This window comes from Thermogemmatispora sp., assembly GCF_019683755.1.
Classification (GTDB): domain Bacteria; phylum Chloroflexota; class Ktedonobacteria; order Ktedonobacterales; family Ktedonobacteraceae; genus Thermogemmatispora.
Genome location: NZ_JADGHT010000009.1, coordinates 1 through 15,014, shown reverse-complemented (window position 1 = coordinate 15,014; position 15,014 = coordinate 1). Strand labels below are relative to the sequence as shown.

At 62.2% G+C, this 15,014-nt stretch carries 11 protein-coding genes; 6 read left to right on the top strand and 5 right to left on the bottom strand.

Annotated features, from left to right (window positions below):
- Nucleotide 1: 1 nt before the first annotated feature.
- The 3 genes from pdhA to leuC all read right to left on the bottom strand — a co-directional run bounded on the left by pdhA (nucleotide 2) and on the right by leuC (nucleotide 3,616).
- On the bottom strand, nucleotides 2-1,099 hold the full coding sequence (gene pdhA / locus IRZ24_RS01660) for a pyruvate dehydrogenase (acetyl-transferring) E1 component subunit alpha (RefSeq protein ID WP_297159957.1): 1,098 nt from the start codon (nucleotides 1,097-1,099) through the stop codon (nucleotides 2-4).
- Nucleotides 1,100-1,428: 329 nt separating this feature from the next.
- Nucleotides 1,429-2,049 carry a 3-isopropylmalate dehydratase small subunit gene (leuD, locus tag IRZ24_RS01655; protein ID WP_297159955.1) on the bottom strand — a complete coding sequence of 207 codons (621 nt, stop codon included), beginning with the start codon at nucleotides 2,047-2,049 and terminating at the stop codon, nucleotides 1,429-1,431.
- A 157-nt stretch (nucleotides 2,050-2,206) separates the two neighbouring features.
- Nucleotides 2,207-3,616: a 3-isopropylmalate dehydratase large subunit gene (gene leuC / locus IRZ24_RS01650; protein ID WP_297159953.1), complete on the bottom strand. Its 1,410-nt coding sequence runs from the start codon at nucleotides 3,614-3,616 to the stop codon at nucleotides 2,207-2,209.
- Between the two features lie 431 nt (nucleotides 3,617-4,047).
- Here leuC and IRZ24_RS01645 point away from each other — a divergent pair, with 431 nt between their 5' ends.
- Nucleotides 4,048-5,511, top strand: coding sequence for an aminotransferase class V-fold PLP-dependent enzyme (locus tag IRZ24_RS01645; RefSeq protein ID WP_297159951.1), 1,464 nt, complete (start codon nucleotides 4,048-4,050; stop codon nucleotides 5,509-5,511).
- 43 nt (nucleotides 5,512-5,554) lie between these two features.
- A complete protein-coding gene (locus IRZ24_RS01640; protein WP_297159950.1) occupies nucleotides 5,555-6,505 on the top strand; it encodes a cysteine synthase family protein in 951 nt (316 codons plus the stop codon).
- 107 nt (nucleotides 6,506-6,612) lie between these two features.
- Here the strand turns inward: IRZ24_RS01640 and IRZ24_RS01635 are convergent, their stop codons facing one another.
- Nucleotides 6,613-8,208 carry a HAMP domain-containing sensor histidine kinase gene (locus tag IRZ24_RS01635; protein ID WP_297159948.1) on the bottom strand — a complete coding sequence of 532 codons (1,596 nt, stop codon included), beginning with the start codon at nucleotides 8,206-8,208 and terminating at the stop codon, nucleotides 6,613-6,615.
- Between the two features lie 7 nt (nucleotides 8,209-8,215).
- The gene (locus IRZ24_RS01630; RefSeq protein WP_297159946.1) at nucleotides 8,216-8,923 is read right to left on the bottom strand and encodes a response regulator transcription factor; all 708 of its coding nucleotides are present in this window, start codon (nucleotides 8,921-8,923) and stop codon (nucleotides 8,216-8,218) included.
- 470 nt (nucleotides 8,924-9,393) lie between these two features.
- Here IRZ24_RS01630 and IRZ24_RS01625 point away from each other — a divergent pair, with 470 nt between their 5' ends.
- The 4 genes from IRZ24_RS01625 (at nucleotide 9,394) to IRZ24_RS01610 (ending at nucleotide 14,919) form a co-directional block, all read left to right on the top strand.
- Nucleotides 9,394-11,016, top strand: coding sequence for an AMP-binding protein (locus tag IRZ24_RS01625; RefSeq protein WP_297159944.1), 1,623 nt, complete (start codon nucleotides 9,394-9,396; stop codon nucleotides 11,014-11,016).
- The gene (locus tag IRZ24_RS01620) at nucleotides 11,013-12,482 is read left to right on the top strand and encodes an acyltransferase (RefSeq protein ID WP_297159942.1); all 1,470 of its coding nucleotides are present in this window, start codon (nucleotides 11,013-11,015) and stop codon (nucleotides 12,480-12,482) included. The genes IRZ24_RS01625 and IRZ24_RS01620 overlap by 4 nt, the downstream gene beginning before the upstream one ends.
- Nucleotides 12,409-13,407 (top strand): prolyl oligopeptidase family serine peptidase, encoded by a 999-nt coding sequence (locus IRZ24_RS01615; protein ID WP_297159940.1) that lies wholly within the window; start codon nucleotides 12,409-12,411, stop codon nucleotides 13,405-13,407. The genes IRZ24_RS01620 and IRZ24_RS01615 overlap by 74 nt, the downstream gene beginning before the upstream one ends.
- Nucleotides 13,408-13,725: 318 nt before the next feature.
- Nucleotides 13,726-14,919 (top strand): 2-isopropylmalate synthase, encoded by a 1,194-nt coding sequence (locus IRZ24_RS01610; protein ID WP_297159938.1) that lies wholly within the window; start codon nucleotides 13,726-13,728, stop codon nucleotides 14,917-14,919.
- Nucleotides 14,920-15,014: the final 95 nt, after the last annotated feature.

Here is a 15,014-nt window from a genome sequence, read left to right as displayed (position 1 = left end):
ACTAGTGGCGCTCGCCCGACTGAGGCTGGGCGGGCGAGGGAGACACGAAGCGCAGCAGCTCGGCGCGCTGCGCCTGCAGGCGCGGCGGCAGGGTCGCGCTCACATAATCAAAGAAGCTATCGGGCGCCATTGGTGGCATGGCCTCGGCCTCGCGCACTGCCGCATCGATCTCGGCCAGCACAGAGGCCCCAATCTCCTCATCCTGCTCCTCGCTGAGGAGATCGCGCCGCCGCAAGAACTTCTGCAAGCGCGCAATGGGGTCCTTGGCGCGCCAGGCCTCAACCTCGGCGGGGTCGCGGTAGCGACTGGCATCGTCAGCGGTCGTATGGGAGCCAATGCGGTAGGTCAGCAGCTCGATCAAGGTCGGTCCGTCCCCAGCGCGCGCCCGCTCCACCGCCTGGCGCACCGTCTCATAGACCGCCAGAATATCGTTACCATCGACCAATGCCGAAGGCACTCCGAAGCCGATGCCGCGGGCGGCCAGGGTCGGCGCCGCCGACTGACGATGGCGCGGCACACTGATGGCCCAACCATTATTTTGCACAATGATCACCACCGGCGCGCGAAAGACGCCGGCGAAATTCAGGGCCTCATTAAAATCGCCCTCCGAGGTCGCCCCATCGCCACACACGCCGACCGCCACCACCGGGTCGCCAGCAATCTTGGCCGCCATCGCCAGGCCTACCGCATGAGGAATCTGCGTTCCAATCACAATCTGATAGGGGAGACAGCGCGTCTCGGCGGGCCAGTTCGGGGGAGTGTAGCCACGGAAGGAATAGACGAGGGTACTGAGAGGTACGCCCTTCACGATCAACGAGGCAATCTCACGGTATGAGGTTGCCAGCCAGTCCTGCGGCTGGAGAGGCGCGGCCAGCCCAACGGTGGCCGCCTCCTGACCGGTGAGAGAGCCGAAGGTCGTGGCCCGTCCCTGGCGCTGCATCGCAATGATGCGGTCCGAGAACGCACGCGCCAGGCGCATCGTTCGGTAGAAATAGAGCAGGCGCTCCGGCGAGAGAGCGGGCATCTCTCCCACCAGGTTACCGTCAGGATCAAGGATCTGAAAAGGGACCAGACCGGGATCAATCTGGTGAATCGCCACTTTGCGCTCCTTTTCTTGTTTATTCGCCCCGCGCATAGACGGACGCAAGCCCGGCGCACTGCAGGTCAGCCTCCGGAGGCCGTTCGCTGCCGCTGCACCGGTCCTACGTCCGCGGCGGAGTGACCGGTCTGCTAACGTCCTTGCTTGGCTTACTTGCCTGTCAGGGAGCGACTGGCCTGCCGCCTGCTTACTGGCAGCTCGCTGCTCGATTCGCCAGAGGCGCCCCGTCCAGCAGCCTCCTTCGGCGTCGGGGCGGACAGCGCTTCCGCTTACGCCCCAGTCAGTCAGCCAGCCGGCCAGCCAGTCATCTTAAGCCGGCGACACCCTTGTCACCGGATACTGAAGACCCAGGGCGCTTCTTGCCGCCGACGCTCCTCGTAGGCCTGGATCTCATCGAGGTGCGAGAGGGTCCAGCCGATATTGTCGAGACCTTGGAGCATCGCCTGCTTGCGGAAGGGATCGATCGGGAACTGGAAGACACGCCCGTCGGGAGTGGTCACCGTCTGGGCCTCTAGATCGACCTCCAGCTCATAGCCCTCGGTCGCCTCGACCTCCTTGAATAGCTCCAGAACGGTGGGTTCAGGGAGCGTCACCGGCAGAATACCATTGTTGAAGCAGTTATTGTAGAAGATATCGGCAAAGCTCGGGGCGATCACACAGCGGAAACCATACTCACGGATCGCCCAGGGGGCATGTTCGCGCGAGGAGCCGCAGCCGAAGTTATCGCCGGCGAGCAAGATTGTCGCCCCTTGATAGCGAGGCTGGTTCAGCACAAAGTCGGGGTTGGGCGTCTTATCGTCCCCTAGATAGCGCCAGTTAGCGAACAGGGCCTGAGCGAAGCCGGTGCGACTAATCGTCTTGAGGAAGCGCGCCGGCGTAATCTCATCCGTATTGACATTGGTGCGGTTCAGCGGGGCTACCAAGCCCTTGAGGCGCGTAAAGGGTTCCATAGGCTCGCTCTGCCTCCTTGGTGATATGGTCTCTCTCTGTCCTGCCTGTCTTTTGGCCCCCTATCCAGCAGCTCTGACCCGTCCTGCCGTCATCTGCAGAGGCGGAGGGAGCGGGTCAGAGTCTGCCCGGACTGATCGAGCTGAGGGCCGCTGCTGGCTAGAAATCGCGGATATCGACAAAGTGGCCCGCGATCGCGGCAGCGGCGGCCATTGGTGGACTGACCAGGTGGGTGCGTCCGCCCTTGCCCTGACGGCCCTCGAAATTGCGGTTGCTCGTGGAGGCACAGCGCTCGCCCTCGCTCAAGCGGTCGCCGTTCATAGCGATGCACATGCTGCAGCCAGCAGCGCGCCACTCGAAACCGGCCTCGCGGAAAATATCGGCCAGGCCCTCCTCTTCAGCCATGCGCCGCACCTGCATCGAGCCGGGCACCACCAGCGCGCGCACGCCCGGAGCCACATGGCGCCCTTTCACGATCTGAGCAGCCAGGCGCAGATCTTCCAGGCGCGAATTAGTGCAGGAGCCGATAAAGACTGTATCGATGCGGATATCCGTAATCTTCTGGCCCGGCTCTAGCCCCATATACTGCAGAGCGCGCTCATAGGCCAGGCGCTTCTGCGGATCAGGCTCATCAGCGGGATCGGGCACGCAGCCGGTCACATCGACGACCATGCCGGGATTGGTGCCCCAGGTCACTTGCGGAGCCAGGCCATCGATATTGATCTCGTGCACCGTATCGAAATGGGCGCCGGGATCGCTCGGAAGCTGCTTCCAGGCCTCGACCGCCTGCTCAAAGAGGGCCCCTTTGGGAGCAAAGGGACGGCCCTTGAGATAGGCAAAGGTGGTCTCGTCAGGGGCCACCATGCCCGCGCGCGCACCCGCCTCGATGGCCATGTTACACAAGGTCATGCGCCCCTCCATCGAGAGACTGCGCACTGCCGAGCCGCTGAACTCCACCACATGGCCCGTGCCCACACCCGTGCCCAGGCGCCCAATCATATAGAGCGCGATATCCTTGGCCGTAATGCCCGGGCCGAGGCTTCCCTCAATGCGGATATTCATCGAGCGCGGCTTCTTCTGCAACAGGCACTGAGTTGCCAGCACATGTTCGATCTCGCTGGTGCCGATGCCAAAGGCCAGCGCGCCTACCGCCCCATGCGTCGAGGTATGCGAATCGCCACAGACGATGGTCATCCCGGGAAGCGTCAGGCCCTGCTCGGGGCCAATAATGTGCACGATCCCCTGACGCTCATCGTTCATATCAAACAGGGTGATGCCGAACTCGCGGGCATTCTGCTCCATCGTCGTGATGCAGAGCGCGCTCGCCTGGTCCACAAGCTCCAGCACCCGCCTGCCGCGCACCTGGAGGGTCGGCACGTTGTGGTCAAGCACCGCTATCGTGGCATCAGGCCGCCTGACCTTGCGCCCCGCCGCCTTCAGGCCAGCAAAGGCTTGCGGCGAGGTCGCTTCATGCACCAGGTGACGATCAATGTAGAGAATGGTCGACTCTCCGGGAACGTCGCGCACAACATGCGCTTCCCAGATCTTCTCAAACATGGACTTTGGCATACTTCTCTCTCCAGTTCCTGTCTGAGTCTGGCTGCGGGCCGCTCCGCTCGCTGAATAGGGCGGCGGTCCTGCCTGAGTGCATAGCATATGCACGCTATGCCGGAAAAAGCAGGATAAAACAAAAACGTTGGGAAAGCAGCAGGCAATGGTGTTTCCGCCCTCTATCTGTTCCTCTATTTTACCTCATATGGTGAGTTGTTCACAATAGCACGCGGCTCCACTCCTCTCCAGAGCGCCCACCATCAGTAGCAGCTCTGCCAGGCCCTCAGAACGACCCTCCCTTGATCAAGCATAGGCAAAAGAATTGTAACAATTCTGTAAAGTCCCGCCGCAGAGCGGCCAGATTCAGCGAATTTTTAGCAAGCCTGCGCCCAAATTTCAGACAGCAGTGGCATGCTTGGAGAGAACAGAAAGGAGTGCCCCTATTCAGGATGACCATTACCAGTCACAAGACAGCAACAGGCTTGACCTTTGAACCAGAGCGCCTGCGTCGCTACGGCGAGCTGGTGCTTGACGAGCTAGAGCGCTACCTCAGCGGCATCGCCGAGCGCCCCGTCTGGCAGCCGATGCCGGCGGAGGTACGGCAGCAGATCAGTGGGCAGAGGCTGCCCGAGGAGGGGCGGCCCTTCGAGGAGACGCTCACACTGCTGCGCGAGCTGATTCTCCCTTATCCCCAGGGCAATGGCCACCCGCGCTTTGCCGGCTGGATCAATTCAGCCCCGTCACATGCCAGCATTCTACTGAAGCCGCTGGCAGCGGCCATGAACCCGAACTGTGGCATCGGCGATCACGCTGGCCAGGAGCTGGAGCGCTGCGCCGTGCGCTGGATGATGGAACTGACCGGCTTGCCGACGGAAGGCAGCGCCGGCGTTTTCGTCAGCGGCGGCTCCGAAGCAAACTTTACCTGTCTGCAGGCCGCTCGCTACTGGGCAGCCGAACAGGACGGCTGGAACGTGCGCCGCGAGGGCCTGCAAGGCCACCATCCACCGTTTGTACTCTACCAGTCCGACCAGGGTCATTTCAGCATTCGCCGCTCGGTCGAAGCCATGGGCCTGGGCAGCGCTGCTATCCATATTGTGCCTTCAACACCTGACTATCGGATGGACCTGGAGGCGCTGGAGCGCCGCATTCACGAGGACCGCGCCGCTGGGCTGCGTCCGTTCTGTGTGGCGGCCACCGCCGGCACCGTCGAGACCGGGGCCATTGATCCGTTGCAGGAGCTGGCCGAGCTGTGCCACGCCGAGGGCCTCTGGCTGCATGTCGACGGGGCCTACGGCGCCTTTGGCATCCTCGACGCGCGCGTCGCTCCGCTCTACCGCGGCATCGACCAGGTCGACTCTCTGGCCACCGATCAGCATAAGTGGCTCTCGGTCCCCATCGACTGCGGCTGCGCTCTTGTGCGCCACGGCGCTGCTCTGCACGACGCTTTCCGCCTGACCCACAGCGACGACGAGGACGATGCCGCCTGGATGTCTGAGTACACGTTACAGCGTACGCGCCGCTTCCGCGCCCTCGACGCCTGGGCTACAGTACGTACGGCGGGTCGGGCCGGCCTGGCTCGTGCCATTAGCAACAATATCAGTATGGCGCGGCTCCTGGCGCGCGAGGTGGCTGCTCAGCAGGAGCTAGAGCTGATCTCGGGTGGCCCTCTCAGTATCGTGCGTTTCCGCTATGCTCCACCCGCTCTGCGCGATGAGCCGACCCTGCTCAACCGCCTCAATCAGCAGCTCGCACGCGAGATCCAGCGCCGCGGGCGGGTCTTTCTGACCAGCACGCGCCTGCGCGGCCAGGAGCTGCTGCGCGCCTGCCTGGTGCACTACGCTACCAGTGCCGATGACATCCAGGCAATGATCGATGAGGTGCTGTCTGTCGGCAGAGCGCTCTGCGCCCTCTGAGGCGAGCATCGGAGCGCTTTTGAAAGGAGGGACGTCTTTTCGCATGTACTATGGCAGTATTCTGGAGACGGTTGGCAATACGCCCCTAATCGAATTGAAGAGCTTCAGCCCACGCCCGCGTGTGCGTATCTTTGCCAAGATGGAGGGGGCCAATCCCTCGGGCAGCATTAAGGATCGTATCGCCCTGAGAATGATCGAGGAGGCCGAGGCGCGCGGTCTGCTGAAGCCCGATTCGATCTTGCTGGAGCCGACGAGCGGCAATACAGGCGTGGCCCTGGCCCTGATCGCTACGATGAAGGGCTACCGCTTTACGGCGGTCGTCTCAGAGAAGGGAACACAGGATAAGCGGCGCATGCTGGAGCTGTATGGGGCCACGGTGATCACTTCTCCAGGGGCGGCGGGCAGTAACGGCGCCATTCGTCTGGCCCAGGAGATCGCGCGCGACGATCCACGCTATGTGATGCTCTTCCAATACGGAAACGAGGCTAACCCCGCCGCTCACTATGAGACGACCGGCGTAGAGCTGCTGCGTGACCTGCCCGATCTCAGCGTGGTCGTTGCCGGCCTCGGCTCGGGGGGCACCTTAACAGGCATCGGGCGCCGCCTCAAGGAGTATAACCCGGCCATTCGTGTGATTGGGGCCGAGCCGGTTCAGGGCGACAGCATTCAGGGCCTGCGCAATCTGGCCGATGGCTTTGTCCCGCCGGTGCTCGACCTGCGCGTCATCGATGAGCGCCTGCTGGTCTCCAGTCAACAGGCCTGGGAGCGCACACTCCAACTCAAGGAGCAAGAGGGGATTTTCGCCGGCCCGTCGAGTGGGGCGGTGCTGGATGTGGCCTTGCGCGTGGCCGAGCGCCTGGAAGAAGGCAAGATTGTCATCATCCTGGCCGATGGCGGCTGGAAGTACCTGAGTGAGCCGCGCTGGCTCATGCAGCCCGCCGGTCAGAGTTATCTGGCCACGGCCAGCGCTACCCTGCAACCTTCGCCTTGCTAAGGAGGGACGCCATTCCTCGGCGTCCCTCTTCTTCACGCCTTATCTTCCTCTCTCGTCATCAGCCGACCTGCTGGCTGGCCTGGTCCTGGCGGGCCGTCCGGTAGCTTTTACGAGGGACGGCGACCAGGCTGCGATAGGCTGCGACCACGCGTGCTTTCCTCGGTGCCGCGCGGGGCGCTGCGCCCTTCGACGGCAGCAGGAAAGAGAATTGTGACGGTGGTGCCCTCGCCCAGACGGCTTTCTATCTGTATCCTGCCTCCCTGAGCCTCAATCAGCTCGCGCGTGATCGCCAGACCCAGACCACTGCCACCGGGCCGGCGTCCTGCTCGGCTGCGGGCCGGATCAGCACGAAAGAAGCGTTCAAAGACATGTGGCAGGGCCTCGGGCGGAATCCCCTCGCCCGTGTCACGCACGGTCAGTCGCACCACGCCCCCGCCGGCTGGCTGGGCTTGCAGTTCGACCGTTCCCTCAGCCGGCGTATATTTCAAAGCATTATCCACAATATTGAGCAGGGCCTGACGCAGGCGATCCTTATCACCTACCAGTGCCGGCGTGCGCGGAGCCACACTCCAACGCACGGTCTGGCCCCGCGCCAAGTGCTCCGCCTGCTCGCAGACGGTCGCCAGCATATCCTCCGCTCGAATCAACTCGCGCCGCATCTCCAGTCGCCCGGCATCGAGGCGCGTCAGTACTAGCAAATCTTCCACCATGCGCTGTAGCCGCTGCACCTCGGCATACATGCCGCGTGCCAGGCGCCGCGCCGCCTCCAAGTCGCCGCGGTCCGCCCCCAAGAGCAGCATTTCCAGGCTGCCGCTCAGAGCCGTCAGCGGCGTGCGCAGCTCATGGGAGACATCGGAGACAAAGCGCTTCTGGCGCTGAAAGGCATTCTCCAATTGGGCAACCATGCGGTTAAAGGAGTGAGCCAGGCGCCCGATTTCGTCCTCCGTCGGCGGCGGATCAATGCGCATCGATAGGTCGCCTCGTGCAATGCGCTGGCTGGTGCGCTCGATCTCGACCAGTGGATGCAGAGCGACGCTGACCAAGGGATAGATCAGGGCCGTGGCCAGGCCGAGCAAGACCACTACCCCCATGAAGAGCGTCAGATGCAGGGTTCGCAGGAAGTCATCGATAGGCATGGTCGAGGTGCTGATCTGTAGAATGCCCAGCGTGTGATCGCGGAAGGTGTCGACCAGGGGGAGAAAAACCACCAGTTGCGGCTGCCCGCTGCTGTCCTTGAGAACCAGATAGGGCGGATGCTGGTCGTTATTCTGCAGGGCTAGTCGTACCTGGGCGGGCGAGACTGTAATGGGCTGCAGCGCAAAGGGGGAGCTGCTGCCCGGTACCAGGACACTGCCATCGGTCGCTAGAATGGCGGCGTTCGTGCTTGGACTGGAGAGGCGAAAGGCCAGGGTTGAGGCTGTATAGAGGAAATCTGTCGGCGGCTTCTCCGGCGGCAGAAAGGTGTAGGAGAGGCGAAAAGGATGGTCCTGGTTGCCTTTCATGATGCCTTTGATGGCCACCTGGGCCTCGTTGCAGAGCACATCGACCTGATTGGAGAGCAGATCTTGCTCAGCAATCAGGGAGATGACGACTCCCAGCGAGCCGAGCAGGATGGTCAAAAGACCAAGGGACACTAGCACCAGGCGCCAGCGAATTGGCACGTGGCGTATGAGTCGCGACAGAAGATTGGCGCGTTTCTTCATGCTTGCTTTAGCCTCGCAGGGTATAACCAATACCCCGCACCGTCTGCAGTAAGCGTGGCGGATTGTCGTGCAGCTTCTCGCGCAGATGACGGACGTAGACTTCGACGATGTTGTCGTCGCCAACGTAGTCGTAGCCCCAGACGCGCGAGAGAATGGTGTCGCGCGAGAGCACCTGACGCGGGTGCATCAAGAACAGTTCCAGCAGACTGAACTCACGCGGCGTCAGCTCGATTGGCTCGCCGCGCAAGGTGACGGTGTGGGTACCGCGATCAAGGGTGATGTCCTGGAACGAGAGGATGTCGGCGACGTTGTTGCCGTGACGACGCAGGACAGCCCGCGTGCGCGCCATGAGTTCGCGAAAGGCAAAGGGTTTGGTCAGGTAATCGTCGGCGCCGCAGTCTAGCCCGGCGACCCGATCGTCAACCTCGTCGCGCGCCGTTAGCATGATGATCGGGATGTCATGGCTGCGCCGGAGCTGGCGCGTGACCTCCAGGCCGTCACAGCCCGGTAACATGATGTCAAGAATGATGATGTCCGGCTGGTGCTGCGTGGCCATACGCAGGGCCTCAGGCCCACTCGTGGCGACCAGTACCTGGAAGCCTTCGTAGACAAAACCCATCTGCAGAAAATCGATGATCTGCGGTTCGTCATCTACAATCAAGACGGTTGGCTGCTTGCTTTTATTGCCGTTGTACTCCTTGCTGCTTGCTGACATACTGTGGTCCTTGTGTCCTGTGCTCTCTCTTCTCGCCAATGCTTGTCACAGACGCTCAGTTGGGGCCTATTGCTCTGGAGAGATCGCCCCCGGGGATAGTGAACAATACTGTGATGGTATATAGCAAGCCCGGCTGAAAATTTGCTGAATCTTCCGGTTGACCTGCTCTGCTCCCTTGCGCCCACGGCTCTTTGCTGTCCTTTCCCTGCTTTTTTCTTACCGCTCCTCCGCTGCTACTGCAGGCTGGTGAAGCTGGTTAGGGCGCCATTTCAGCGAATTTTCAGGCTCGCTGCGCCCTTTTTTCAGCCCCAGGTGGCAAGATGAAAAGCAGTTTCAAAGACCATCTCTCAGTCAGTTAGGCTCAAAGCTGTGCCGATCCGCGTTCTCGCTCTCGCCATGCGCCGACACATAAGATAACCAACAAGCTTAGAAGCAATAAGAGAAAGATATTCTTCGGAATGGAATAGACGATGACGACTATCAGTTTCCCTTCGACAACCCAAGTACGGCCTGTGCTACCGCGACGCGAGGAGCTGCCCGTAGGCCGTCTGCTGGCGAGCCTGCAGCATGCTGCCCATCGCACACCGACCAAAGCTCTGCTGCTTGAGGCCGAGAGCGGAGAGCAGTTGAGCTATCGGCAGGCGCTGGTCGGCCTGGCCGCGCTGCGCCGCCTCTTTGGTCCGCCACCTCAGCGCATTATGCTGGCTCTACCGGGCGGGCTGCTCAACGGACTGATCTGGCTGACCGCCCTGAGCAGCGGCTACGATTTGATCCCTGTGCCCCCGGCAGCCAGCCTTGATGAAGCGCGTCGGCTGCTCAGCCGCCAGCCGGCAAGCATTCTGTGTGCTCCCGACGAGGGAGAGAGCGCCTGGAGCGCCGTGCTCCTGTCGCCTGGACAGCGCCTTTTCACTGCCTCTCAGCTTGCTGAGCACCTCAGCCATACCTCTGAGCCGGAGCGGGAGCTGAGTGTCTGCGAAGGACGTGTCTACCTGAGCACTTCTGGCAGCACGGGAGAGCCGAAGTGGCTGGCTCTTAGCGAGCGCCAGATTGTCTGGACCGCCGACCAGGTGCGCCGTAGCCATGCTCTGACCGGGGCGGATCGCGGTTTGACGACCCTTCCCTTCTTTCACATCAATGCCCCGGTGGTCAGTCTCTGCGCCTCGCTGCTGGCCGAAGCCTCGCTTATCGTGGCCCCACGTTTTAGCCGCCGCCGCTTCTGGTCCTGGGTGGAGCGCTACGAGGCGACCTGGATCAGTCTTGTGCCGACTATCGTGGCCCTGCTCCTGGAGAGTGAGGAGCGCCCGGCCTTTCTTCCGGGCCGCCTGCGCTTCGCCCGCAGCGCCTCGGCCCCCCTGCCGCCGGCTAACTTGCGCGCTTTTGAGGAGCGCTTTGGCATTCCGCTGATCGAGACCTATGGACTGTCGGAGGCCGGCAGCCAGGTCGCGGCCAATCCCCTGCCACCGGCCCCGCATAAGCCCGGCTCGGTTGGCCGCCCGACCGGCGTGGCCATGCGCATCTGCGTACCGCAGTCCAACGACTCCGGTCAGGGAGACGCCAGGGAGGCTCTGCGGGATCTGCCGCCTGGCGAAGTGGGCGAGATCTGTATCGCTGGGCCCAATGTCATCAGCGCCTATGAGGATGGAGCCGGCGCCTCCTCGTTCCAGGATGGCTGGTTCCGCACCGGTGATCTGGGCTACTTTGACGAGGACGGTTATCTCTTCATCAAAGGGCGCCTGCGCGAGGTCATCAACCGCGGCGGCGAGAATATCGCCCCGCGCGAGATCGAGGAGACTCTCCAGGAACACCCGGCAGTGCGCGAAGTGGCCGTCGTCGGACGTCCTGATCCGCTCTATGGTGAGGTCGTCGTGGCTTATCTGAGCCTGCAGGAGGGCCGCCAGCTCGACGTTGAGGAGCTGCGCCACTATGCCCGCCAGCGTCTCAGTCCGCCGCGCGTGCCCGTCGACTTGGTGATTCTGCCAGAGCTGCCACGCAATGCCACCGGCAAGGTCGACCGTCGCCTGCTACGCACCCGAGAGCAGGCGCGGCGCGAGCTGCACCAGATCGCCAGGGAGGAGGCCGTAGGTCAACCTTGAGCCAGAGTAGCAGCAACCTCAACCCGAGTCGTAGCCCCAGCAGTGGGAGCGGCAAGCGACCGCACATCTACGAGCTTGATCCTCTGCGCACATGCACTGCGCTCAGTGTTGTCGCGGTGCATGTGCTGGCGGCGACTGCCATTCTCAATGGCAACGGCCCAGGCTACGCCATTCAGAATGCCCTTCTGGTCGCTTTCCACTTCACGCGCGAAATCTTCATGTTCGTAACGGCCTTTGCCCTCGTCTATGTCTACAATGGGCGCCGCTTCCCCTTCGGGCAGTTCTGGAAGAAACGCAGCCTGGGCGTCATCGTTCCGTACATTTTCTGGAGCCTGGTCTACGTTCTCGTCAATACGCGTCCCAGCTCGTGGAGGGCCTTTCTCACAACGGCCCTCTTTGACGTGGTCACGGGCAGCGCCTCCTATCAGCTCTACTACATCCTGCTCACCATCCAGTTCTACTTGATCTTTCCGCTCTTCATGGCGCTACTTAAGCGCTGGTCCCGTCACCCCTGGCTGCTCTTGCTGGGCAGCTTTACGCTTCAGGTGCTGCTCTTCTATGTGGACTACCACACGGTTCAGCGCAGTAGTGATCCGTTCTGGCATACGGTGGCAGTCTACCAGGACCGCTTTGTCTTGATGTATCAGTTCTACTTTGTCCTGGGCGGGCTGGCGGCGCTCCATTTCGAGCGGGTGCGGGCCTTTGTCTTACGCCATGCTCGTCTGATCATTACCATCTTCCTTGTAACTCTGTTAGCACTCTGGGTACATTTTGCCGAGCAGATCAGCGTTTATCGTGAGCCAATGGGCTACGCTACTTCAGTCCTGCAGCCGAGTATGGTATTCTATAGCGTAGCGGTTATCGGCCTGGCCCTCTGGCTTTGCTGTCGCTGGGCCATTGGTCTCGCGGATCTCTCAGGCCAGGAGGCGAGCCAGCGTCTGAGCGTGCGCCTCTGGGGTCTCTGCTCGGATGCCTCTTTTGGCGTCTACCTGGTCCATGTGCTGATCCTGAACCAGTTGCGCGGCAGCCTGTTGCCTCTTCTGCCGGGAAGCTGGCCTGTAGGCTTGCGTGTGGCATTGCTTTGGTGTGCCGTTGCTGGCCTCTCGCTGGCTATCAGCATCGCGCTGATGTATACGCCGTGGCTGAGTCGCCTGGTGGGACGCGCGGGACCGCGGCGTCGTGGTGGTTCAACAGGCTCAACAGCGGCAGGCGGCCGAGGACAGGTAAGCAAAGCCCAGGTGCTGCCCGATGTCGGCAGAAGGCAGCCGGCTCCTTTGTCTGTTACCTCTACCACCAGCGTAGCCCTTGTGCCGGCAGTCTCGCAGACCGGCTCCGCAGATGCCGCTGGCGCCTCCGCGCCCTATCATCTCCGGTCTGGAGCACTGGCCCGCTATGAGCAAGCGAGTACGATACCTGGCCCTGATAGCGCTGGCGCTCGTCTGTCTGATGGGAGCCACTCTCTATAGCCTGCGCGGCACGCTCGGCCTGCGTCGAAGCGTGGCCTCGCCGCTGGCCATCCAGGCCCATCGCAGCGAGCAGCGGGAGTCGCTGCAGAGTCGGCGCCTGACACCGGCTCCCACTGCCAGCGCCTCCCTGCTGTCGCCAGCTCTGCCGGGTCTCAACTACTTAGGTTTCACGGCGCACATCTTCTCACAAGGGGGAAACAGCCTCGTCTACTATCTCTATGTCCCTCACCCGCTCGACCCGCAGCGGCGCTATCCGCTGGTATTGCTACTGCATGGCGGTGGCGAGCGCAGTCGTCCCAACTACACCGCCACCCAGAATGAGCAGTTGCTGCTCAATCAAGCCTATGTGCGCGTCTGGAGCAGCGATTACCAGGGCCCGGCCAACCCCCAGATCCAGCAGCGCTGGCCCTGCTTCGTCCTGGTGCCGCAGATGAAACAGGGACAGCAGTGGGTCAATGTTCCCATTCATGGCGGCTCCTATCACCAGCCGGCTCAGCCGAGCATTCCGCTTCAGCTCACGAAGGCCCTGCTTGATCGAATCGTGCAGGCCTACGCCAACAACATCGACCGGACGCGTCTCTATGTCACCGGTCTTTCAAACGGTGGCTACGGGACCTGGGACGCTATCGAGCGCTGGCCCGATCTTTTCGCCGCCGCGGCTCCCATTGCCGGAGCCGGTGATCCATCGCTGGCGGCTCGCATCAAGAATCTGCCAATCTGGGCCTTTCACGGCTCGGCTGATCCGGTCGTGCCCGTGAGTGGCTCGCGCGACATGATCGCCGCCTTGCGCGCTGTCGGCGGTCATCCACGCTATACCGAATTCGCCGGTGCAGGACATGGCGTTTGGGGCTACGTCTATTCCCTGGAAGCGAGTCCTTTGCGCGTTTCCGATTTCTTCCCCTGGCTTTTCTCACAGCACCGCTGAGCCACGCGAGTAAGCCAGGCGCCAGGCACGAAGAATGAGCGGGTAGGGTGGTGCTTGCGTCCCCTTTCGCGCGAAGCATATAATGTCTACAGATTAGCAGCAGGCTAGCACCTAGAAGAAGCTGAGGCGGGTGAGGAAGCGGAAGGGAAGAGCAGGAGCAGATCAGCGGATAGAGGTGGCGCGATCACCCTCGCAGCGGCGAGCGAGCCGGCCAGCCGCGAGCGATCGGCGCCGTCTTCCCTACCATTATGGCCTTGCGCTCGCTGCTTCGCGCAAGGGCGCGCGGACAGCGTGTTACATTGTAGTAAGGAGAGAACAATGACGACCCAGCCACAGCAGCAACTGCAGCCAGAGCGACCACAGCCGCGCATCGTCAAATTTTACGAAACCACCCTCCGCGATGGCGAGCAGACCCCCGGCGTCAACTACTTTCCCGAAGAGAAGCTAGAGATCGCGCGGGCCTTGGCCGACATGGGCTTCGACACCCTGGACGTCGGCTTCCCGATCTCTTCGCCAAGCGAATTTGAGGCCGTCCGCCTGATCGCCTCGCAGGTCGAAAACGCAGAGATCTGCGCCATCGCACGAGCCGTGAAGGGCGACATCGATGCCGCCTGGGAGGCTGTCAAGGTCGCCGCTCACCCGGTCATCGAGCCGTTTATCAGTGTCTCCCCCATCCATCGTCAGGTCAAGCTAGGCAAGAGCCGTCAGGAAGTGCTGGAGATGGCCCGCACGGCTGTGGCCTACGCCCGTAGCCTGACCGATACGGTCGACTTCGCCCTCGAAGATACGACGCGCACTGAACACGATTTCATCCTAGAGGTCTGCGAAGCCATCCTTAAGGAAGGTGTACGCTTCGTGACCATCTGCGATACCGTCGGCTACGCCTTGCCCTGGGAGTTTGGTCAGCTCATCGCCGATCTCAAGCGTGAGTTCCCGACGATCCGCATCTCGGCCCATTGTCATAACGATCTGGGCCTGGCGGTGGCCAATGCTCTCGAGGGTCTGCGTAACGGCGCTGAGCGTGTCGATACTTCTTTTAATGGCCTGGGCGAGCGCGCCGGTAACGCCGCCACCGAGGAGGTGGTGATGGCCATTCGTACCCGCTCGGCCGATCTGGGCCTCGATGTGCGCGTCGATACCACCAAGATCATCCCCACTAGTCGCCTGATCGCCAAGTATTCGGGTATGCAGCCCCAATGGACTAAGGCCATCGTTGGTCAGAATGCCTTTAGCCACGGTGGTGGTATCCATCAGGATGGGGTGCTCAAGGATGCCCGTACCTATGAGATCATGACTCCCGAGTCGATCGGCCTGACCGCCGCCGATCGACGCATCCGCATGGGGAAGCTCTCGGGCCGTGCCGCCCTGGCCGCCCAGATGCGCGAACTGGGCTATACCCTGGAGCAGGAGCAGCTCAATCGGGCCTTTGAGATGGCTAAGCTGCTCTTGGGCAAGAAGCGCGAGCTGGAAGAGCTGGACCTGCGCTACATCGCCGAAACAGCTATGAAGTAGCTTCCTACGGCCTGCCCTGCTCGACTACACCCACGCAGGCCGGTAGGCTGGCGCCGCCCTGTCTGTGGCGGCGCTTTTTCCCCCTTGCGTATTGT

Excerpts from the sequence above, each read along its gene's own strand:
- leuD (WP_297159955.1), bottom strand. The coding sequence starts at position 2,049 with ATGGAACCCTTTACGCGCCTCAAGGGCTTGGTAGCCCCGCTGAACCGC.
- leuC (WP_297159953.1), bottom strand. The coding sequence starts at position 3,616 with ATGCCAAAGTCCATGTTTGAGAAGATCTGGGAAGCGCATGTTGTGCGC.
- IRZ24_RS01645 (WP_297159951.1), top strand. The coding sequence starts at position 4,048 with ATGACCATTACCAGTCACAAGACAGCAACAGGCTTGACCTTTGAACCA.
- IRZ24_RS01640 (WP_297159950.1), top strand. The coding sequence starts at position 5,555 with ATGTACTATGGCAGTATTCTGGAGACGGTTGGCAATACGCCCCTAATC.
- IRZ24_RS01635 (WP_297159948.1), bottom strand. The coding sequence starts at position 8,208 with ATGAAGAAACGCGCCAATCTTCTGTCGCGACTCATACGCCACGTGCCA.
- IRZ24_RS01630 (WP_297159946.1), bottom strand. The coding sequence starts at position 8,923 with ATGTCAGCAAGCAGCAAGGAGTACAACGGCAATAAAAGCAAGCAGCCA.
- IRZ24_RS01625 (WP_297159944.1), top strand. The coding sequence starts at position 9,394 with ATGACGACTATCAGTTTCCCTTCGACAACCCAAGTACGGCCTGTGCTA.
- IRZ24_RS01615 (WP_297159940.1), top strand. The coding sequence starts at position 12,409 with ATGAGCAAGCGAGTACGATACCTGGCCCTGATAGCGCTGGCGCTCGTC.
- IRZ24_RS01610 (WP_297159938.1), top strand. The coding sequence starts at position 13,726 with ATGACGACCCAGCCACAGCAGCAACTGCAGCCAGAGCGACCACAGCCG.